We start from the raw sequence: 20,775 nt of genomic DNA, 5'->3' as shown, positions 1-20,775 counted from the left end.
CGATACCCTGGTCCCGCAGCCGAGACCTCCCCGGGCGACGCGCCCGGGCCGCCACGACGGAGCCCACTCCCAGATGACCGACAGCGCCACAGCGACCGCGCACGCGTCGCAGCACGACATCCTCATCGTCACCGGCATGTCCGGGGCCGGGCGTTCGACGGTCGGCAAGGCCCTCGAAGACCTCGGCTGGTACGTCGTCGACAACCTGCCGACGCAGATGCTGGCACCGCTCACCGAGCTGGCCGACCGCGCCGGCGAGAAGATCCCGAAGATCGCCACGGTCGTCGACGTCCGCGGCGGACGGTTCTTCACGGACCCGGAGCACGCGGTCGAACAGGTGCGGTCGACCACGTCCGCACGGGTCCGGGTGCTGTTCCTCGAAGCCACCGACGCCGTCCTGGTGCGGCGCTTCGAGCAGGTCCGACGACCCCACCCGCTCCAGGGCGAGGACACCCTGCTCGACGGCATCGCGCGCGAGCGGACACGGTTGGCCGGTCTGCGCGAGGCATCCGACATGGTGATCGACACCTCGGACCTCAACATCCACCAGCTCGCGAACACCGTCACCGAGCAGTTCGCCGACGATCACTTCGTGGGTGTTCAGGTGACGCTCATGAGCTTCGGGTTCAAGTACGGACTGCCCGCCGACGCCGACATGGTGGCCGACGTCCGGTTCCTGCCGAACCCCTACTGGGTCCCGGAACTCCGGGCCCACACGGGCCTCGACCAGCCCGTCTCGGACTACGTCCTGGCCCAGGCCGGAGCCCGTCCGTTCGTCGATCGGTACGTCTCCGTGCTCGAGCCGGTGCTCGAGGGGTACCAGCGCGAGAACAAAAGACACGCTACGATCGCCATCGGCTGTACCGGCGGGAAGCACCGCTCGGTCGCCATCGTCGCCGAGTTGGCGAACCTCCTCCGCGGGATGCCTGGCGTCGCCGTGCGTGTGAAGAACCGAGATCTCGGCCGGGAGTGACCGTCCCTCCGGCCGCTCCCCACGTACGTGCCGCCGGAATCGCGGGACCACCAGATGAACGTTAGGAATGATGCTGTGCCGTTGACTGCCGAGGTCAAGGACGAACTGGCCAGGGTCGCCGTGAACCGCAACACGGTCCGCGCCGCCGAACTGGCCACGATCCTCCGGTTCGCGGGTGGCCTGCACGTCATCTCGGGCCGCATCGCGGTCGAGGTGGAGCTCGACACCCGGATCATCGTGCACCGGGTCCGCAAGGACCTCGCCGAGCTGTACGGCGTCCGCAGCGAGGCGTCGGTGGGCTCGTCCGCGTCGTCCCGTCGTGGCACCCGCTACCTGGTCCGCGTGCTCGAGGCGGGGGAGACCCTCGCACGCCAGACCGGTCTGATGGACGCCCGTCGTCGCCCCGTCCGCGGGCTGCCGAACCGGCTCACCACGGGCAACCGCGAGGACCTCGCCGCGATCTGGCGCGGTGCGTTCCTCGCCTCCGGCACCCTGACCGACCCGGGCCGGGCCGCAGCGCTCGAGGTCACGTGCCCCGGCAACGAGGCCGCCATGGCCCTCGTCGGCGCCGCGTCGCGTCTCGGCGTCGCCGCGAAGGGCCGCGAGGTCCGTGGCGTCCACCGCGTCGTCATCCGCGACGGCGAGGCCATCGGCCAGATGCTCACGGTGATGGGCGCCGCCCGCACCACCGCCGACTGGGAGGAGATGCGGCAGCGTCGCGAGGTCCGTGCGACCGCGAACCGCCTCGTCAACTTCGACGACGCCAACCTCCGCCGTTCGGCGCAGGCCGCCGTCGCCGCCTGCGCCCGCGTCGAGCGCGCGCTCGAGATCCTCGGCGACGAGGTCCCCGACCACCTGCAGTACGCCGGCGCGCTGCGCCTGCAGCACCGCGACGCGTCGCTCGACGAGCTCGGCCAGCACGCCGACCCGCCCATGACGAAGGACGCCATCGCCGGTCGCATCCGCCGACTCCTCGCCATGGCCGACAAGCGCGCGTCCGACCTCGGCATCCCCGGGACGGAAGCGAGCGTCCCCGAGGAGCTCGAGGGCGTCTGAGACGGGTCGTCCGACCTGCGTGACGGGAGGCGCGGTGCCAGCTGGCACCGCGCCTCCCGTCCGTTCTGTGTGGGCGCCCACGGGCCGCACCGACGTCGTTCCGGACGTTGCGGACGACCGTCCGGACGGACCGTCACACCGCACTGCCTGGCAGGGTCCGACTGCTAGGGTCGTTACGGCGACGTTACGGGGCGTATCGTCCACCACACGCGGGCCCGACAGGGCCAGCGCCCTCCGAAAGCAGCGCCCCTCGGGCGCTCCACACCCACCAGGAGATCCATTGACCGTCAAGATCGGTATCAACGGCTTCGGCCGTATCGGCCGCAACTTCTTCCGGGCCGCCCTCGCGAAGGGCTCCGACCTCGAGATCGTGGCGGTGAACGACCTCACCGACAACGCCGCGCTGGCGAACCTGCTGAAGTTCGACTCCATCACGGGTCGTCTCGGCGTCTCCGTCGAGCTCGACGGCGACAACATCGTCGTCGACGGCAAGGCCATCAAGGTCCTCGCGGAGCGCGACCCCGCCAACCTCCCCTGGGGCGAGCTGGGCGTCGACATCGTCATCGAGTCGACCGGCTTCTTCACCAAGGCCGCCGATGCGCAGAAGCACATCGACGCGGGCGCCAAGAAGGTCATCATCTCCGCCCCGGCCACCGGTGACGACGTCACCATCGTCCTCGGCGTGAACGAGGACCAGTACGACCCGGCGAACCACAACATCATCTCGAACGCGTCCTGCACCACGAACAGCCTCGCGCCGCTCGCCAAGGTGTTCAACGACAAGTTCGGCATCGAGCGTGGCCTCATGACCACGATCCACGCCTACACCGCCGACCAGAACCTGCAGGACGGCCCGCACAAGGACCCCCGTCGTGCCCGTGCGGCCGCGCTGAACATCGTCCCGACCTCGACCGGTGCCGCCAAGGCCATCGGCCAGGTCATGCCGGAGCTCGCCGGCAAGCTCGACGGCTTCGCGCTCCGCGTCCCGGTCCCGACCGGCTCGATCACCGACCTCACCCTCGAGACCAAGTCCGAGGTCACCGTCGACGAGATCAACGCCGCGTACAAGGAGGCCGCAGAGGGCCCGCTCAAGGGCATCCTGCTCTACAGCGAGGACCCGCTGGTGTCGACCGACATCACGACGGACCCGCACTCCTCGATCTACGACTCCGGCCTGACCAAGGTCATCGGCGGTCTCGTGAAGATCACCTCGTGGTACGACAACGAGTGGGGCTACTCGAACCGTCTCGTCGACCTGACCGAGTACGTCGGCGAGCGTCTGTAACACATGGCCCTCCGCACCCTCGAGGACCTCGGCGACCTCGCCGGCAAGCGCGTCGTCGTCCGTTGTGACCTGAACGTCCCGCTCAAGGACGGCACGATCACGGACGACGGCCGCGTGCGGGCGTCCCTGACGACCCTCAACACCCTCATCACCGCCGGCGCGCGCGTCATCGTGATCTCCCACCTGGGCCGCCCCGACGGGGAACCCAAGCCGGAGTTCTCGCTCGCGCCGGTCGGCCAGCGGCTCTCCGAGCTGCTCGGCAAAGAGGTCACGTTCGTCGGCGAGACCGTCGGCGACGAGGCGACCGCAGCCGCCGAGGCCCTCGAGGACGGCGACGTCCTGCTGCTCGAGAACCTCCGGTTCAACCCGGAGGAGACCTCGAAGGACGCTGCCGCGCGCTCCGCGTTCGCGGACCGCATCGCGGCACTCGGTGACGCCTTCGTCTCCGACGGCTTCGGTGTCGTGCACCGCAAGCAGGCCTCGGTCTACGAACTCGCGTCCGCGCTGCCCAGCGCAGCCGGTTCGCTCATCGAGACCGAACTGCGGGTGCTCGAGCGCCTGACCTCCTCGCCGGAACGGCCGTACACGGTCGTGCTCGGTGGCTCGAAGGTCAGCGACAAGCTCGGCGTCATCGACCACATCCTGCCCAAGGTCGACACGCTGTGCATCGGCGGCGGCATGCTCTTCACCTTCCTCGCGGCCCAGGGCCACGGGGTGGCGAAGTCGCTGCTCGAAGCCGACCAGCTCGACGTCGTCCGCGAGTACCTCTCGCGGGCGAAGGAGCTCGGCGTGACGATCGACCTGCCGACCGACGTCGTGGTCGCCTCCGGGTTCTCCGCCGACGCGGCGCACGAGACGGTGGCGGCCGACGCGATCGAGTCGTCGTCGTTCGGCACCGACGGCATCGGCCTCGACATCGGGCCGGAGACGGCGGCGCGGTTCGCGTCGGCGGTGTCCGGTTCGAAGACGGTGTTCTGGAACGGCCCGATGGGCGTGTTCGAGTTCCCGGCCTTCGCCGCCGGCACGAAGACCGTCGCCAAGGCCCTGACCGAGGTCGACGGCCTCGGTGTGGTCGGCGGTGGCGACTCCGCCGCTGCGGTCCGCTCGCTCGGCTTCTCGGACGACCAGTTCGGGCACATCTCGACCGGTGGCGGTGCGAGCCTCGAGTTCCTCGAGGGCAAGTCGCTTCCCGGTCTCGAAGCACTGGGGTGGTCCGCATGACCCGTACGCCGTTGATCGCCGGCAACTGGAAGATGAATCTCGATCATCTCCAGGCCATCGCGACTGTACAGAAGCTCGCGTGGACCCTGAAGGACGCCCGCCACGACTTCGACGACGTCGAGGTCGCGGTCTTCCCGCCCTTCACCGACCTGCGGAGCGTGCAGACGCTCATCTCGGCCGACAAGCTGCCGATCCACTTCGGTGCGCAGGACCTGTCGCAGTACGACTCCGGTGCCTACACCGGCGACGTCTCCGGCGCGTTCCTGTCGGCGCTCGACGCGCAGTACGTCATCGTCGGACACTCCGAGCGGCGCACGCTGCACGGTGAGACCGACGAGGTCGTCGCGGCCAAGACCGCCGCGGCAGTCAAGCACGGCCTCGTGCCGGTCGTCTGCGTCGGCGAGACCGGTGAGCAGCGCGAACAGCGCGGCGCCGGCGTCGTGCCGGTCGAGCAGCTCCGCGTCGTGCTCGACGCCGTGCGGCCGTCCGACATCGTCGTCGCCTACGAGCCCGTCTGGGCGATCGGTTCCGGCCAGGCGGCCACCGCCGAGCAGGCGCAGGACGAGTGCGCCGCGATCCGTCGCGGCATCGCTGCTGCCTGGGGCGACCAGGCCGCTGCCGACACGCGCGTCCTGTACGGCGGTTCGGTCAAGTCCGGCAACATCGCCGGGTTCCTCCGTGAGCCCGACATCGACGGCGCCCTCGTCGGCGGCGCATCCCTCGACGTGCAGGAGTTCGCGGCGATCGCCCGGTTCCGCCAGCACGTCGGGCTGTAGCCACACCGGCTGTCGTCGGGCTGTAGTCCGCACCACTCCCGTCCGTGTACCGGCCGTGCCCTGCGCGGCCGGTACACTGGTACGGCTGACTGACACGAAAGGTACGTCGTGGCGATACTCTCCGTCGTGCTGCAGGTCCTGCTCGCAATCACGAGCCTCCTGCTCACGCTCCTCATCCTCCTGCACAAGGGCCGCGGTGGCGGCCTCTCCGACATGTTCGGTGGCGGCGTGACGAGCAACCTCGGGGCGTCCGGCGTCGCCGAGCGCAACCTCAACCGCATCACGGTGATCCTCGGTCTGGTCTGGATCGTCTCCATCATCGTGCTCGGTCTCATCAACAAGTTCACGGCGGGGGTCTGATCCATGGCTAGCGGAGGCAGTGCAATCCGAGGGTCCCGCGTCGGCGCAGGACCGATGGGCGAGCAGGACCGTGGGGTCCAGGCCGAGCGTGTGGCGATCTCGTACTGGGACGCCCTCGGCAACGAGGTCGTGCGGTACTTCGCCGCGAACCTGCCGGACGAAGAGATCCCGGAGACGGTCGATTCGCCGTCGAGTGGGCTCCCCGCCGGGCGCGACAAGGAGAACCCTCCCGTGGTCTCCAAGACGGAGCCCTACAAGACGCACCTCGCGTACGTGAAGGAACGTCGGACTGAGGAAGAGGCAGCGCAGCTCCTCGAGGACGCGCTCCAGCAGCTCCGCGAGCGTCGCGGTACCGCCGCCAAGAAGGCGTAGCGCACACACACTGACGAAGGCCCCCGCACCGCGATGGTGTGGGGGCCTTCGTGCGGCGCGGGGGCGGGTGGCAGTGCTCACCGCGCGGGGGCTTACTCGCCGAGTGGTCACGACGCGCCGTATGCGGCTCGCGGTGGTGGCACGTTCTGTCGCTTGCGGCGCCCGCAGCCGACAGTTCTTGACCGCTCGGCGTCGTGTCGGCGGGGTGTCGCAATCGTTCGGTTGCCGATTGCCGCGCGGAGAGTCGGCTCGCCGAGTGGTCACGACATGCCGCGTGCGGTTCGCTGCGGCGGCGGGTTCTGTCGCCCGGGCCCGCGTTCAGGCGACAGTTCTTGACCGCTCGGCGCCGGCCAGCGGGTGTGGGGAGGCGGTGGGAGCGGTGGGAGCGACCACAGACGGACGGGAGGCCCGGTGCCAACTGGCACCGGGCCTCCCGTCAGGCAGGTCGAGCGTCTAGTACGTCGACGCGATGAGGTTCTCGGGGACGTCGCGCGCGGCGTCCTGGTCCACGAAGAACACGGTGCGCTTGCGGCCCTGGACGCCGCCCACGGGGACGTCCTCGACGGAGGCGCCCGCCAGGGCGAGCCCGAGGACTGACGCCTTCTCGGCACCGGACAGGATGACCCACACGCGCTGCGAGGCGTTGATCACCGGGTAGGTGACCGTCAGGCGCTGCGGCGGCGGCTTGGGGGAGTCGTCGACCGACACGACGGCGCGGTCGGTCACCGTGAGCTGCGGGAACTCGGGGAAGAGCGACGCGGTGTGCCCGTCGGGGCCGACACCGAGCAGCGTGATGTCGAAGCGCGGAGCGACGGCACCCTCGTACGCGGCGTCCTGCAGTTCGCGCTCGTACTGCAGCGCGGCCGCTTCGATGTCGATGCCGGCGTCGGACGCGGGCATCGGGTGGATGTTCGACTCCGGGATGTCGACGTGGTCGAAGAAGTCGGTCTGCGTCCCCGTGGTGTTGCGGTCGGCGTCACCGGCCGGCACCCAGCGCTCGTCGACCCACCAGACGTGGACCTTCGACCAGTCGACGCTCTCGCGCGCCGGCGACTGGCCGATCGCGGCGAGGACGAGGGACGACACCGAGCCACCGCTGATCGCGATGTCGGCACGCTCCTGCTCGTCGAGCACGTCGATGATCTTGGTGATGAAGCGTGCGGCGACCGAAGCGCCGAGGGCCTGCTTGTCCGGGTGCACGAGCACCCGCCGTTCGTTGGTCACGTGACTCCCGTGTTCGTGGCGGCCGACCGGTCGTACGACCGCCTTCGGTCCGGTCGGGCCGCCTGCACCAGACAGGCGGCCCGACCGTTGTGGGGTGCTCAGCGGGCGATGGTCTCGCGCAGCTGGGGAACCCCGTGCTTGACGACGTCTCCGAAGAGGACGTCCGGGTCGAGTCTACGGAGTTCCTCGGCCAGGCAGTCACGCAGGTTGCGGCGTGGCAGCGACAGGTCGTGCGTGGGCTGACCGGGCATCGAGAGCGTCGCGACGTCCACCAGGGAACGCTCGAGGTCGATGGTGCCCGACTCGCGCACGAGCTTGACGCCGTGGATGCCGCTCGAGCCGGTCGCACGCGGCGACGTGGTGACCGTCACCGGCACCTCGAGCTGGAGCTGCAGCCACGCGGCGAGCAGGATCGTCGACGGGCTGTCCGACGCGCCCGTCACCTCGACGCCCGTGATGGGCTCGTACGGCGGCTGGTCGAGCGCCGCGGCGAGCTGGTTCCGCCACAGGGTAAGCCGGGTCCACGCGAAGTCGGTGTCGCCCGGAACGTACGAGGCACCGAGGGCCTCGATCGCGCCGTTCGGGTCCTTCTGCGCGGCGGCGTCGGTGATCCGGCGCTGGGCGATGCGGCCCAGTGCCGAGGCCGACGGCTGCGACGGCGCGGTCTGCGGCCACCAGGCCACGACCGGGGCGTCCGGCAGGAGCAGGCCCGTGACCAGGCTCTCCTCGTCGGTCGCGGTCTCGCCGTAGGCGCGGAGGACGATGACCTCACTGGCGCCCGCGTCGCTGCCCACGCGGATCTGTGCGTCGAGACGGCCGGGCGACTTCGTGTCGCCGTCGTTCTTCGACACGATGATCACGCGCATCGGGTGCTCGCGGGACGCCTCGTTCGCCGCCTCGATCGCCTCTTCCTCGTGGCCGAGGGCCGTCGAGATGATCAGCGTCAGGACACGACCGAGGGCGACGGCGCCGCCCTCCTCGCGGATGTGGACGAGCTTCTTCTGGATCTTCGAGACCGTGGTGTTCGGCAGGTCGATCTTCATGGACGCCTCCAGGTCCGGCCGTCGCGGGCGAGCAGGGCATCGGCGGACGCCGGACCCCACGTGCCGGGACGGTACTGCTCGGGCTGGCCCTGCGTGGCCCAGAACTCCTCGATCGGGTCGAGGATCTTCCAGGACAGCTCGACCTCCTGGTGCCGCGGGAACAGCGGCGGGTCACCGAGCAGCACGTCGAGGATGAGTCGCTCGTACGCCTCGGGGGATGCCTCGGTGAAGGCGTGGCCGTAGCCGAAGTCCATCGTCACGTCGCGCACCTGGGTGCCGACGCCGGGGACCTTCGAGCCGAACCGGAGCGTGACGCCCTCGTCCGGCTGGACCCGGATCACGAGCGCGTTCTGACCGAGGGGGGACTGCGAGTTGCCGTAGACGTCCTCGGGGACGCGCTTGAAGACGATCGCGATCTCGGTCACACGGCGCCCGAGCCGCTTGCCGGCGCGCAGGTAGAACGGGACGCCCTGCCAGCGGCGGGTCGCGATGTCGAGCTTGATCGCCGCGTACGTCTCGGTGCCGGACTCGGGGTTCATCCCGGCCTCGTCGAGGAATCCGAGCACCTTCTCGCCGCCCTGCCAGCCGCCGGCGTACTGTCCACGCGCCGTGGCGGTCGACAGGTCCTCGGGCAGCCGCACGGCGGACAGCACCTTCTCCTTCTCGGCGCGCAGGTCGGCGGCCTTGAACGAGACGGGCTCCTCCATCGCGGTGAGCGCGAGGAGCTGCAGCAGGTGGTTCTGGATGACGTCGCGCGCCGCGCCGATGCCGTCGTAGTACGCGGCACGTCCCGCGACGCCGATGTCCTCGGCCATCGTGATCTGCACGTGGTCGACGTAGTTCGAGTTCCAGATGGGTTCGTACATCTGGTTCGCGAACCGGAGCGTCAGCAGGTTCTGGACGGTCTCCTTGCCGAGGTAGTGGTCGATGCGGAACACGTCGTCGGGCGCGAAGACGCTCTCGACGATCGCGTTCAGCTCACGCGCGGTGCGGAGGTCGGAGCCGAACGGCTTCTCGACGACCACGCGGCTCCACGAGCCCTCGCGCTTCGCGGTGAGGCCGGACAGCTTCAGCTGCTCGGTCACCACCGGGAACATCTTCGGCGGGATGGACAGGTAGAACGCGTGGTTGCCCAGCGTCCCGCGCTCGGCGTCCAGGTCGTCGACGGTCTGCTTGAGCTGCAGGAACGCCTCGGGGTCGTCGAACGAGCCCTGGACGAAGCGGATGCCCTGTTCGAGCTGACGCCAGACGTCCTCGTCGAACGGGGTGCGGGAGTGCTCCTTGACGGCGTCGTGCACGAGCTGGGAGAAGTCTTGGTCCTCCCAGTCGCGACGGGCGAAGCCGACGAGCGCGAACCCCGGGGGCAGGAGCCCCCGGTTGGCCAGGTCGTAGACCGCCGGCATCAGCTTCTTGCGTGACAGGTCGCCCGTCACGCCGAAGATGATGAGCGTGCTCGGTCCCGCGATCCGGTTCAGTCGACGATCCGTCGGCAGCCGGAGCGGGTTGTGCTCCGGGGTGATTGCCACCGGTGACATGAGTCGGTGAACTCCTTACGAGTCAGTGGGAGACGGCGGAGGCGATGGCCGCGGTGGCGGCGCGCACGTCCGACGTCGTGAGGGTGAGGACCGGGCGGCCGTGCTGCGCGAGGACACTCGCGTCACCCGCTGCCTGGGCCTGGAGGAGCTGGCCGAACGTGAACGGCCGACCCGGGATCGCCAGGTCGTCCGGTTCGTCCGCCACGATCTGCAGGAACACTCCCGTGGCGGGTCCGCCCTTGTGGTACTGCCCGGTCGAGTGCAGGAACCGCGGGCCGTACCCGAAGGTGACCGGCCGACGCGTGCGCGCCGCCAGGGCGTCGCGGAGCGTCTCGAGGTCACGGTTCGTGGTGCGGTCGACGTACGCCTGCACCGCCACGTAGCCGGTGGCGTCCAGTTCGGACAGGAGGCCCGTCACGGCTTCTGCGAGCGTCGTCCCGACCGGCAGTCCGGGCGTCGCGGAGACGGCGATGCCGTCCTCGGTGAACGCGGGTTCCGCAGGCGCGGGACGGTCGTCGAGCAGCGCACGGGTCGCGACCTTGGCGGCCTCGACGTCGGGCTGGTCGAACGGGTCGATGCCGAGCAACCGCCCGGCGACCGCGACGGCGTACTCCCAGACGAGGATCTGACCACCGAGCGTCCCGGTGATCTCGACCTCGCCCTCGGCGACGTGGCGCTCGTCCTCGCGCGAACCGACCAGGCGGACGACCTGGACGTCCGGCAGGGCTGCGGAGACCTCGGGGGAGTCGGCATGCAGCACGACGGGGAGCAGGCCACGTCCGCTCTTGCCGGTCGACTCCGCGATCAGCTGCTCCACCCAGTCGCCGAACCCGACGATGTGGGTGCCGTCCGGCACGATCGCGATCTTGTCGCGCAGCGGGTCGGTACCGGCGAGGACCGCACCGAGCACGAGCCCGGGGTTCTCGTCGAGGTCGACCGACAGCAGCGCGGAGATGGCGTCGGCCTCGTCCAGCAGCTCGGCGATGTCCGCTCCGGCGAGACCGGAGGGCACCAGCCCGAACGCGGTGAGCGCTGAGTAGCGGCCGCCGACGGTCGGGTCGGCGGTGAAGACCCGGTAGCCGGCGTCGATCGCGGCGGCCTCGAGCGCGGAGCCCGGGTCGGTGACGACGACGATGCGGCCGCTGGGGTCGATGCCCGCGTCGCGGAACGCCTGCTCGTAGACGCGGCGCTGGGAGTCGGTCTCGAGCGTGGAGCCGGACTTCGACGAGACGACGAGCACGGTGCGCTCGAGGTCCGTCGTGACGGCGGCGCGGACCTGCGCGGGATCGGTCGAGTCGAGCACCGTCAGCGGGACGCCGGCGGTGCGCGTGATGACCTCCGGCGCGAGCGACGAGCCGCCCATGCCGGCGAGGACGACGTGGTCGACCCCTTCGGCACGGAGCGACTCGCGCAGCGCAGTGATCTGGGCGACGAGCGGGCGGGAGACCGAGACGGCCTCCACCCAGCCGAGGCGCTTGGACGCCTCGGCCTCGGCGTCCGGTCCCCACAGCTCGGGGTCCTGGGCGGTGATGCCCGAGGCCACCAGGTCAGCGACGAGCCGCGGGACCACCGAGTCGATGGCCCGCGCGGCATCGCCGCTGGCAGCGATGGAAACCGTCACTACTTGGCGCCCTCGAGCGCGGTCTTCACGGTGTCGACGAGCTCGCCCCACGAGACGTTGAACTTGTCCACGCCCTCCTTCTCGAGCAGCGCCACGACGTCGTCGTAGTCGATGCCCTGCGCGGCGAGCTGGTCGAGGACCTGCTGCGCGGCGTCGAAGGTGCCGGCGATGGCGTCGCCGTGGATCTCACCGTGGTCGAACGTGGCGTCGAGCGTCTTGCCCGGCATCGTGTTCACGGTGTTCGGGGCGGCGAGCTCGGTCACGTAGAGCGTGTCGGGCAGCGACGGGTCCTTGACGCCGGTCGAGGCCCAGAGCGGACGCTGCGTGTTCGCACCGGCCTCGAGCAGGCCGAGGGCGCGCTCGGAGGCGAACGCCTCGGTCCAGACCTGGTAGGCGAGCTGCGCGTTGGCGATGCCGGCCTTCGACTTCAGGGCCTTGGCCTCGTCGGTGCCGACGGCGTCCAGGCGCTTGTCGATCTCGGAGTCGACGCGCGACACGAAGAACGAGGCGACCGAGTGGATCTTCGACAGGTCGTGACCGGCGGCCTTGGCCTTCTCGAGCCCACCGAGGTAGGCGTCGATGACGGCGCGGTAGCGCTCGAGCGAGAAGATCAGGGTGACGTTGACGGAGATGCCGGCGCCGATGACCTCGGTGATGGCCTCGAGACCCTCGACCGTTGCGGGGATCTTGATGAGGACGTTCTCGCGGCCGACCTTCTCGAACAGGAACTTGGCCTGCTCGATGGTCTTGGCGGTCTCGTGGGCGAGGCCCGGCTCGACCTCGATCGAGACGCGGCCGTCGAAGCCCTTGGTCTCGTCGTAGATCGGCTTGAAGACGTCGGACGCGTTGGCGACGTCCTGCGTGGTGATCTCGAAGATCGCCTCGGTCACGTCGGTACCGGCAGCGGCCAGCTCCTTGACCTGAGCGTCGTAGCGCTCGCCCTTGGCGAGGGCCGACGCGAAGATCGTCGGGTTGGTGGTCACGCCGACGACGTTCTTCTGCGCGATGAGGTCGGTGAGCTTGCCGGTCTCGAGGAGCTCGCGGGACAGGTCGTCGAGCCAGATGCTCACGCCGACCGCGGAGAGGGCGGCAGTGGGGGTGTTCTCAGCCATGTGTTTCTCTTCTTTCCTTCATCGGCCTGATGGCCGGGGTCTGGGGGACCGGGGGCGCGTGGCGGAGCCGAACCGCGCCTCCCGGCAGAAGGGCCGGATCCGGCGAACCGGACCCGGCCCCTGCGGGTCAGGAAGCCGCGATGGATTCCTTCGCGGCGGCCACGACGTGTTCCGTCGTGAAGCCGAACTCCTTGAAGAGCGTCTGGTAGTCGGCCGAGGCACCGAAGTGCTCGATCGAGACGCTGCGGCCCTTGTCGCCGACGATGTCGCGCCAGCTCATGGCGATGCCGGCCTCGACCGACACGCGAGCGGTGACGTCCTTCGGGAGCACCTGGTCCTGGTAGTTCTCGGACTGGGCGCGGAACCACTCGATGGACGGTGCGCTCACGACGCGGGCGTTGATGCCCTCGCCCTTGAGCTGCTCACGGGCCTCGACGGCGATCTGGACCTCGGAACCGGTCGCGATGAGGATCACGTCCGGGGTGCCGTTCGGCGCCTCGGCCAGGATGTACGCACCCTTGGCGACGTTCTTCGCCGAGGCGAAGACCTCACCGGAGGCGTCGCCCTCGCCACGCTCGAACACCGGCAGGTTCTGACGGCTCAGCGCGATGCCGGCCGGGCGGTCGGTGTGCTTGAGCATCTCGAGCCAGGCGTACGCGACCTCGTTGGCGTCGGCGGGGCGGACCACGTCGAGACCCGGGATCGCACGGAGCGACGAGACCTGCTCGATCGGCTGGTGCGTCGGGCCGTCCTCGCCGAGGGCGACGGAGTCGTGGGTCCAGACGTAGATCGCCGGGGCGCCCATGAGCGCGGCGAGACGGACCGCCGGACGCATGTAGTCGCTGAAGATCAGGAACGTGCCGCCGAAGGGGCGGGTGTTCCCGTGCAGGACGATGCCGTTGAGGATCGAGCCCATGGCGTGCTCGCGGATGCCGAAGTGCAGCACGCGGCCGTACGGGTCGGTGCTCCACGTCGACGTCGAGGCCTCGGCCGGACCGAAGGACTTGGCGCCCTCGATCGTGGTGAGGTTCGACTCGGCGAGGTCGGCCGAGCCACCCCAGAACTCGGGCATCAGCGGCGCGATGGCGTTGATGACCTTGCCGGAGGCGGCACGGGTCGAGACGGCCTTGTCGGTCGGGAAGACCGGCAGTGCTGCCTCGAGGTCCGCGGGGAGCTCCTTGGCGTTGACGCGGTCGAACAGCGCCTTCTTGTCGGCGTTGGCAGCAGCCCACGCGTCGAAGGTCTTCTGCCACTCGGCGTGCTGCGCCTGGCCCTTGGCGACGGCGCCGCGGGTGTACTCGAGGACCTCGGGGGCGACCTCGAAGGTCTTCGCGGTGTCGAAGCCGAGGACCTCCTTGAGGCCCTTGATCTCGTCGGCGCCGAGCGCCGAACCGTGGATCTTGCCGGAGTTCTGCTTGGTCGGCGACGGCCAGCCGATGATCGTCTTGAGGACGATGAGCGACGGCTTGTCGGTGACCTGCTGGGCGGCCTCGATCGCGGCGTGGAGCTCCACGGCGTCTTCGGAGTACTCGCCGGTCTTCTTCCAGTCGACGATCTGAACGTGCCATCCGAGCGCCTCGTAGCGCTCGGGGACGCTCTCCGAGAACGCGATGTCGGTGTTGTCCTCGATCGAGATCTGGTTCGAGTCGTAGAACGCGATCAGGTTGCCGAGCTGCTGACGGCCGGCGAGCGAGCCCGCCTCGTTCGTCACGCCCTCCTGCATGTCACCGTCACCGGCGATCACGTAGGTGAAGTGGTCGAACGGCGACTGGCCGGCCGGGGTCTCCGGGTCGAACAGGCCGCGCTCGAAGCGCTGGGCGTAGGCGAAGCCGACCGAGGACGCGAGGCCCTGGCCGAGCGGGCCGGTGGTGATCTCGACACCGTCGGTGTGGCCGTACTCCGGGTGACCCGGGGTCTTCGAGCCCCACTTGCGCAGGTGCTGCAGGTCGTCGAGCTCGAGGCCGTAGCCGTGCAGGTAGAACTGCACGTACTGCAGGATCGAGGCGTGACCGGCGGAGAGGATGAAGCGGTCGCGGCCGATCCAGGTGGAGTCGCTCGGGTCGCGACGCATCACCTTCTGGAAGAGCAGGTGTGCGAGCGGCGCGAGGCTCATCGCGGTGCCGGGGTGACCGTTGCCGGCGGCCTCGACCGAGTCGGCGGCGAGAACGCGGGCCGTGTCGACGGCCTTCCGGTCGATGGCGTCCCAGGTGAATTCAGCCACTTGGATGTTGACCCTTCTTGATGCGACATGTGCGAGGGCTCGTGCCATCGCACGGACATGTGGCCATCCCGGGGCCGAGTCGTGTCGCCGTCTAGCGGCGGCCGACCGGCTCATCGCGGCCGACGTCATCGGGGCGCGCACTGCGGGAGGGCAGGTCCAGCATAGTGACCAGCCACTCAGAAGGGGTTCAGGTGACGCCCGATGTTCACGAGTCGGGTCACCCGGGCCCTCGTCCGCCGGGCGTGTCGTGCTCCGCGGCTCGTCGTTCTGCACGGGATGGGGGAGCGGGGCATCATCGCGGCGCTTCCATCACGTAAACTGTCGACGACCCGTCGGACATTCCGGGTCAGCGCATGCCCGGACGCCGCCGCAGTCGTCCACCGAGTGTGCGAGCTGATGCGAACAGACTGAGGTTCCCTTGCCGACTGCCACCGTGACCAGGCCCGACACCGATCGACCCCGATCGACGCTGTCCCGCAAGGTCCGTGCGTACGTCTCGTTGACCAAGCCGCGCGTCATGGAGCTGCTGCTCGTGACCACCGCGCCGACCATGTTCCTGGCCGAGCGTGGCGTGCCGGACCTCTGGCTCGTGTTCTGGACGATGCTCGGCGGGGCGATGTCCGCCGGCTCGGCGTCGGCCTTCAACTGCTACATCGACCGTGACATCGACCGCCTGATGAAGCGGACCAGCACCCGCCCGCTGGTGACCGGTGAGCTCTCGGACCGCGAAGCCCTCGTGTTCTCGTGGATCCTCGGCGTCCTGTCGACGGCGGTGCTCGGGTTCCTGGTGAACTGGCTCGCCGCAGCCCTGAGTGTCATCGCGATCCTCATCTACGTGTTCGTCTACACGCTGTGGCTCAAGCGCCGCACCCCGCAGAACATCGTGTGGGGCGGCTCGGCCGGCTGCATGCCCGTGCTCATCGGCTGGGCGGGCGTCACCGGCTCGCTCACCTGGGCCCCGGTCATCCTCTTCATGGTGATCTTCCTCTGGACGCCGCCGCACTACTGGCCGCTGTCGATGAAGTACCGCGACGACTACGACGCCGCCGACGTCCCGATGCTCGCCGTGGTCCGCGGTCGCACCGTCGTCGGCCTGCAGGTCGTGCTGTACGCCTGGGCGACGCTCGTCTGCTCGCTCCTGCTCATCCCCGTTGCGCACATGGGGCCGCTGTACACCGTGGTCGCACTGGCCGGTGGCATCTGGTTCGTCGTCGAGTCGCACCGGCTGTACTCGCGGGCGATCCAGCACGTCGAGCACGTGCAGCCGATGCGTGTGTTCCACAGCTCGATCACGTACCTGACGCTGCTCTTCATCGCCGTGGGCATCGACCCGCTGCTGCCGCAGGTCTTCACCTTCTAGGCACTGCGGGCCGCCACTGGGCGACGTCGTACGACGAACTCGATGTCGTACGACGTCCTTCGTCGTCGGTGCGCGTGCGCGACGGTTGCGCGCGCGGGGATGCGACGTCCTCGACGTCGTGCGACGTCGAGGACGTCGTTCCGGGTCAGCGCGCGATCTGGCGCGGCTGTGGACGTGCGCACGGGGCAGACGGGAGGCGCGGGGCGGCGCCGCCACGGGCCTCCTGGCCGCCGGGGGCGTACGTGGGCGCGGGGCGCACGCGTGTGGTTGCGCCCCGCGTGACCCTGCGCACCGCGAACACGACACCCCGCGAGTCGATCGACTCGTGGGGTGTCGCAGAACGGGTGTTGCGCGTGCGACGCGCCCGGGCGTCAGGCGGCGTCGAGTGGTTCGCGCACGGCTTCGCGACCGGCGCTGGCGCGCGTGGCGAGCACGACCGCCGTGGTGGCCCCGACGAGCAGCCCGGCGAGCACCATGTGCGTGCCCACCAGCCCGACGGGCAGGCCGGTGCGGGCCTGGGTCAGACCGACGGCGATCTGCAGGAACTCGACGACGAGCAGCAACAGCGCCCACTTGCTCGAGATCCGGAGCCGGACGGCGCCGACGACGAGCACGAGGGTCAGCGCGAACAGGGCGTACGCGGGCCAGGCGTGCACGTGCTCCATGACCGCGGGGTCGAAGCCCGTGCGGTGCAGTATCCCGCCGTCGACGGCCTCGTCGGCACCGGCGTGCGGGCCGCTGCCGGTCGTCAGGATGCCGACGAGCACGGTGACCACGACGGCGGCGACCGTGCCGCGGACGACGCCGGTGTACCAGCCGGGAACGAGGCGGTGGCTGGTGCGGGGGCCGTGCATCGTCCGGTAGACCAGGGCCGCGGTGACCGAGGTCAGGGCGGCGGACACGACGAAGTGCAGCCCGACGACGAACGGGTTGAGGTTCGTGAGCACGCTGAGCCCGCCGATGACGGCCTGGACCGGGATCGCGACGCCCTGAGCGAACGCGAGCCAGAACAGTTCGGGGCGCGTGCGGAGCATCCGGACGACCGCCAGGAACATCGCGATCGCCACGATGACGAGCACGAAGGTGAGCAGTCGGTTGCCGAACTCGATGATCCCGTGGATGCCCATCTCGGGCGTGGAGACGAGCGAATCGGCCGTGCACTTGGGCCAGGTGGGGCATCCGAGGCCCGACGCGGTCAGGCGGACGAGGCCGCCGGTGCCGATCAACACGACCTCGACCACGAACGAGGCCCACGCCAGCGCGATGACCCGGCGGTCGACGACCCGGGGGAGCGACCACCACCGTGCGGTCCGGAGATCCTGGTCGACGGGGGGTCCGACGCGAGTCACGAGGGTGGTGCCTTCCTGTTGTTCCGTGCAGTGAACCTGTAGGATTCGAGGGTTCAGCAGCAGTCAAGTCTAGGCAGGCGCCGGCTCCGAATGGGCCGAGATCGCCGATCGATCCAGGGACTGCGTGGAACCATTGTCGTTGCGAGGGAGCAGCACCGTGTCCGCCTGTCGGCGGTCTGCGGTGGAATGGCGTCCAGACGCCACGGGTTCACACCTGAAGACGCTGCCCCGCGAGAAGGAAACGAGGAGACCATGTCCGACGTGCTCATCGACCGTCCCGAGCTCGAAGGGCTCGGGCAATACGAGTTCGGCTGGTCCGACTCCGACTCGGCCGGGGCCTCGGCCCGCCGTGGGGTCTCGGACGAGGTCGTCACCGACATCTCGAACCTCAAGCACGAGCCCGAGTGGATGCTCAAGAACCGGCTCAAGGGCCTGCAGCTCTTCGGCCGCAAGCCGATGCCGACGTGGGGTGCCGACCTGACGGGCATCGACTTCGACAACATCAAGTACTTCGTGCGCTCGACCGAGAAGCAGGCGCAGTCGTGGGAGGACCTCCCCGAGGACATCCGCGCGACCTACGAGAAGCTCGGCATCCCCGAGGCCGAGCGCCAGCGCCTCGTCGCCGGTGTCGCCGCGCAGTACGAGTCCGAGGTCGTGTACCACCAGATCCGCGAGGACCTGGAGCAGCAGGGTGTCATCTTCATGGACACCGACACCGCGCTCCGCGAGCACCCCGAGCTCTTCCAGGAGTACTTCGGCACCGTGATCCCGGCCGGCGACAACAAGTTCGCCGCGCTGAACACGGCCGTGTGGTCCGGCGGCTCGTTCGTCTACGTCCCCAAGGGCGTCCACGTCGAGATCCCGCTCCAGGCCTACTTCCGGATCAACACCGAGAACATGGGCCAGTTCGAGCGGACGCTGATCATCGCGGACGAGGACTCCTACGTCCACTACATCGAGGGCTGCACCGCCCCGATCTACAAGTCGGACTCGCTGCACTCGGCCGTCGTCGAGATCATCGTGAAGAAGAACGCCCGCGTTCGGTACACGACGATCCAGAACTGGTCGAACAACGTCTACAACCTCGTGACCAAGCGTGCGATCGCGCACGAGGGCGCCACGATGGAGTGGATCGACGGCAACATCGGCTCCAAGGTGACGATGAAGTACCCGTCGATCTACCTCGCCGGTGAGCACGCCAAGGGCGAGACCCTGTCCGTCGCGTTCGCTGGCCCCGGCCAGCACCAGGACGCCGGCGCGAAGATGATCCACATGGCGCCGTACACGACGTCGTCGATCGTCTCGAAGTCGATCGCCCGTGGCGGCGGTCGCGCGGGGTACCGCGGCGAGGTCCGGGTGGACCCGGCGGCGCACCACGCGGCGAACACCGTGCGGTGTGACGCGCTGCTGGTCGACACGATCAGCCGGAGCGACACGTACCCGGCGATCGACATCCGCGTCGACGACGTCCAGCTCGGGCACGAGGCCACGGTCTCGCGCGTGAGCGAGGAGCAGCTCTTCTACCTGATGTCCCGCGGCATGGCCGAGGACGAAGCGATGGCGATGATCGTCCGTGGCTTCATCGAGCCGATCGCCCGCGAGCTCCCGATGGAGTACGCGCTCGAACTCAACAAGCTCATCGAGATGAGCATGGAAGGATCCGTCGGCTAGATGTCCAGCACCACCCCTCCCCACATCGACCAGCCGATCGAGCCCGCGGCACCCGCCCAGGGTGCCGAACAGCACGGCGCCGGAGCCCACTCCGACGGCGGCTGGGACGCCCCGGACAAGAAGATCCCGGTCCAGACCCGCTCCGAGCGGTTCCAGTCCGGCGACCTCGACGCGTTCCCGACCGTCACCGGCCGCGAGGTGAACTGGAAGTTCGCGCCATTGGCGAAGCTCCAGCCGCTCCTCGACGGTGGTCTCGACGGATCCGCCTACCGGTTCCTCGCCCGCCAGTCCGACGGTGCCGACGTCGAGTGGGGTCGCAGCGACGACCCCCGCGTCGGGACCGCCGGTCTGCCCGAGGACCGTGCAGCGGCCGCTGCGTGGTCCGCGCGCGACGCCGTCCTCGCCGTCACCGTCAAGGCAACCGAGGCGCACGAGTTCATCACCATCACGCGTTCCGACTTCGGCACGCAGCCCCGAGCGGCGCACACGGTCATCACGGCCGAGCCGCACGCCCAGGGCATCGTCGTGCTCGACAACCGCGGCAGCGCACTGCTCAGCGAGAACATCGAGATCGTCGTGCAGGACGGCGCACGCCTGACCGTCGTCAGCCTGCAGGACTGGGACGACGACGCGGTGCACGTCTCGACGCACTTCGCCGAGGTCGGCCGAGACGCCTTCCTGAAGCACGTCGTGGTCTCGCTCGGCGGCGACGTCATCCGGGTCAACCCCTCGACGCACCTCGGTGCGCAGGGCGCCGACACCGAGATGTACGGCGTGTACTTCGCCGACGCCGGTCAGTACATCGAGCAGCAGGTCTACGTGAACCACGACGCGCCGAACACGCGCGGTCGGGTCAACTACAAGGGCGCGCTGCAGGGCAAGGGCGCGCACACCGTGTGGATCGGTGACGTGCTCATCGGTCGCGCCGGTGACGGCACCGACTCGTACGAGCAGAACCGCAACCTCGTGCTGACCGACGGCACCCGTGCCGACAGCATCCCGAACCTCGAGATCGAGACGGGCAACATCGAGGGTGCCGGCCACGCGAGTGCGACCGGTCGCTTCGACGACGAGCAGCTGTTCTACCTGCAGGCCCGCGGCATCCCCGAGGAAGAAGCGCGTCGTCTCGTCGTGCTCGGCTTCCTGGTCGAGGTCATCCAGAAGATCGGTGCGCCCGAGCTCGAGGAACGACTCATCGCCGCGGTCGAGCAGGAGCTCGCCGAGGGCCGCTCGGTGATCGTCGCGCCGGCGGAGGCCGACGCCTGATGCCCACGAAGGTCTGCGCGGAGTCCGAGATCGCGGTGGACAGCCCCATGCGCGCCGTCGTCGACGGCACCGCGGTGGCCATCGTGAAGGACTCGTCCGGCACCGTGCACGCCATCGGCGACACGTGCACCCACGGGGACATCTCGCTGGCCGAGGGGTTCATCGAGGGCGACACGCTCGAGTGCTGGGCCCACGGCTCCCGCTTCTCGCTCGCCACGGGGAAGCCGCAGAACTTCCCGGCGTACGAGCCCGTCCCGGTGTTCCGGGTCGAGGTGCGCGAGGGCGACGTCTACGTCGACGTGCACGACCCCGTGCCCGTCGACTGACACC

18 protein-coding genes are annotated in these 20,775 nt (G+C 69.6%); 11 read left to right on the top strand and 7 right to left on the bottom strand.

Annotation, left to right across the window (positions count from 1 at the left end):
- Positions 1 to 73: 73 nt before the first annotated feature.
- The 7 genes from rapZ to EDF48_RS12045 all read left to right on the top strand — a co-directional run bounded on the left by rapZ (position 74) and on the right by EDF48_RS12045 (position 6,043).
- Positions 74 to 973, top strand: a complete 900-nt coding sequence (gene rapZ / locus EDF48_RS12075; RefSeq protein WP_111083956.1) for an RNase adapter RapZ — start codon at positions 74 to 76, stop codon at positions 971 to 973.
- Between the two features lie 75 nt (positions 974 to 1,048).
- The gene (gene whiA / locus EDF48_RS12070) at positions 1,049 to 2,029 is read left to right on the top strand and encodes a DNA-binding protein WhiA (protein ID WP_111083957.1); all 981 of its coding nucleotides are present in this window, start codon (positions 1,049 to 1,051) and stop codon (positions 2,027 to 2,029) included.
- Positions 2,030 to 2,309: 280 nt separating this feature from the next.
- Positions 2,310 to 3,314, top strand: a complete 1,005-nt coding sequence (gene gap, locus EDF48_RS12065; protein ID WP_111083958.1) for a type I glyceraldehyde-3-phosphate dehydrogenase — start codon at positions 2,310 to 2,312, stop codon at positions 3,312 to 3,314.
- Positions 3,315 to 3,317: 3 nt separating this feature from the next.
- The gene (locus EDF48_RS12060; protein ID WP_123294371.1) at positions 3,318 to 4,535 is read left to right on the top strand and encodes a phosphoglycerate kinase; all 1,218 of its coding nucleotides are present in this window, start codon (positions 3,318 to 3,320) and stop codon (positions 4,533 to 4,535) included.
- Positions 4,532 to 5,311, top strand: a complete 780-nt coding sequence (tpiA, locus tag EDF48_RS12055; protein WP_131880198.1) for a triose-phosphate isomerase — start codon at positions 4,532 to 4,534, stop codon at positions 5,309 to 5,311. The genes EDF48_RS12060 and tpiA overlap by 4 nt, the downstream gene beginning before the upstream one ends.
- 108 nt (positions 5,312 to 5,419) lie before the next feature.
- Positions 5,420 to 5,671, top strand: a complete 252-nt coding sequence (gene secG, locus EDF48_RS12050) for a preprotein translocase subunit SecG (protein ID WP_017887256.1) — start codon at positions 5,420 to 5,422, stop codon at positions 5,669 to 5,671.
- A gap of 3 nt (positions 5,672 to 5,674) precedes the next feature.
- Entirely contained in the window at positions 5,675 to 6,043 is a 369-nt protein-coding gene (locus EDF48_RS12045) for an RNA polymerase-binding protein RbpA (protein ID WP_027465686.1), read from the top strand.
- A gap of 453 nt (positions 6,044 to 6,496) precedes the next feature.
- On the opposite strand, the gene pgl is transcribed toward EDF48_RS12045, so the two are convergent.
- The 6 genes from pgl to tkt all read right to left on the bottom strand — a co-directional run bounded on the left by pgl (position 6,497) and on the right by tkt (position 14,799).
- Positions 6,497 to 7,267 carry a 6-phosphogluconolactonase gene (gene pgl / locus EDF48_RS12040; protein WP_111083960.1) on the bottom strand — a complete coding sequence of 257 codons (771 nt, stop codon included), beginning with the start codon at positions 7,265 to 7,267 and terminating at the stop codon, positions 6,497 to 6,499.
- A 98-nt stretch (positions 7,268 to 7,365) separates the two neighbouring features.
- Entirely contained in the window at positions 7,366 to 8,310 is a 945-nt protein-coding gene (locus EDF48_RS12035) for a glucose-6-phosphate dehydrogenase assembly protein OpcA (protein WP_111083961.1), read from the bottom strand.
- Positions 8,307 to 9,845 (bottom strand): glucose-6-phosphate dehydrogenase, encoded by a 1,539-nt coding sequence (gene zwf / locus EDF48_RS12030; RefSeq protein WP_111083962.1) that lies wholly within the window; start codon positions 9,843 to 9,845, stop codon positions 8,307 to 8,309. The genes EDF48_RS12035 and zwf overlap by 4 nt, the downstream gene beginning before the upstream one ends.
- Before the next feature lie 22 nt (positions 9,846 to 9,867).
- Positions 9,868 to 11,466, bottom strand: a complete 1,599-nt coding sequence (locus EDF48_RS12025; RefSeq protein ID WP_123671735.1) for a glucose-6-phosphate isomerase — start codon at positions 11,464 to 11,466, stop codon at positions 9,868 to 9,870.
- Positions 11,466 to 12,578, bottom strand: coding sequence for a transaldolase (gene tal / locus EDF48_RS12020; protein WP_123294374.1), 1,113 nt, complete (start codon positions 12,576 to 12,578; stop codon positions 11,466 to 11,468). The genes EDF48_RS12025 and tal overlap by 1 nt, the downstream gene beginning before the upstream one ends.
- 127 nt (positions 12,579 to 12,705) lie before the next feature.
- On the bottom strand, positions 12,706 to 14,799 hold the full coding sequence (gene tkt, locus EDF48_RS12015; protein WP_123671736.1) for a transketolase: 2,094 nt from the start codon (positions 14,797 to 14,799) through the stop codon (positions 12,706 to 12,708).
- Positions 14,800 to 15,232: 433 nt separating this feature from the next.
- Between tkt and EDF48_RS12010 the strand changes: the two genes are divergently transcribed.
- Positions 15,233 to 16,159: a heme o synthase gene (locus tag EDF48_RS12010; RefSeq protein ID WP_111083966.1), complete on the top strand. Its 927-nt coding sequence runs from the start codon at positions 15,233 to 15,235 to the stop codon at positions 16,157 to 16,159.
- Positions 16,160 to 16,530: 371 nt separating this feature from the next.
- On the opposite strand, the gene EDF48_RS12005 is transcribed toward EDF48_RS12010, so the two are convergent.
- Entirely contained in the window at positions 16,531 to 17,508 is a 978-nt protein-coding gene (locus EDF48_RS12005; RefSeq protein ID WP_131880196.1) for a COX15/CtaA family protein, read from the bottom strand.
- A 252-nt stretch (positions 17,509 to 17,760) separates the two neighbouring features.
- On the opposite strand from EDF48_RS12005, the gene sufB reads away from it, so the two are divergent.
- From sufB to EDF48_RS11990, 3 genes are read left to right on the top strand one after another with little or no spacing between them, the layout of a single operon-like run.
- Complete coding sequence (sufB, locus tag EDF48_RS12000; RefSeq protein WP_111083968.1) at positions 17,761 to 19,179, top strand: Fe-S cluster assembly protein SufB; 1,419 nt, start codon at positions 17,761 to 17,763, stop codon at positions 19,177 to 19,179.
- Entirely contained in the window at positions 19,180 to 20,445 is a 1,266-nt protein-coding gene (gene sufD / locus EDF48_RS11995; RefSeq protein WP_131880194.1) for a Fe-S cluster assembly protein SufD, read from the top strand.
- Positions 20,445 to 20,771, top strand: a complete 327-nt coding sequence (locus EDF48_RS11990) for a non-heme iron oxygenase ferredoxin subunit (RefSeq protein ID WP_111083970.1) — start codon at positions 20,445 to 20,447, stop codon at positions 20,769 to 20,771. Before sufD ends, EDF48_RS11990 begins: the two co-directional genes overlap by 1 nt.
- Positions 20,772 to 20,775 lie beyond the last annotated feature (4 nt).

This window comes from Curtobacterium sp. PhB191, assembly GCF_004346515.1.
GTDB lineage: Bacteria > Actinomycetota > Actinomycetes > Actinomycetales > Microbacteriaceae > Curtobacterium.
This window is presented reverse-complemented; position numbering and strand designations above follow the sequence as displayed.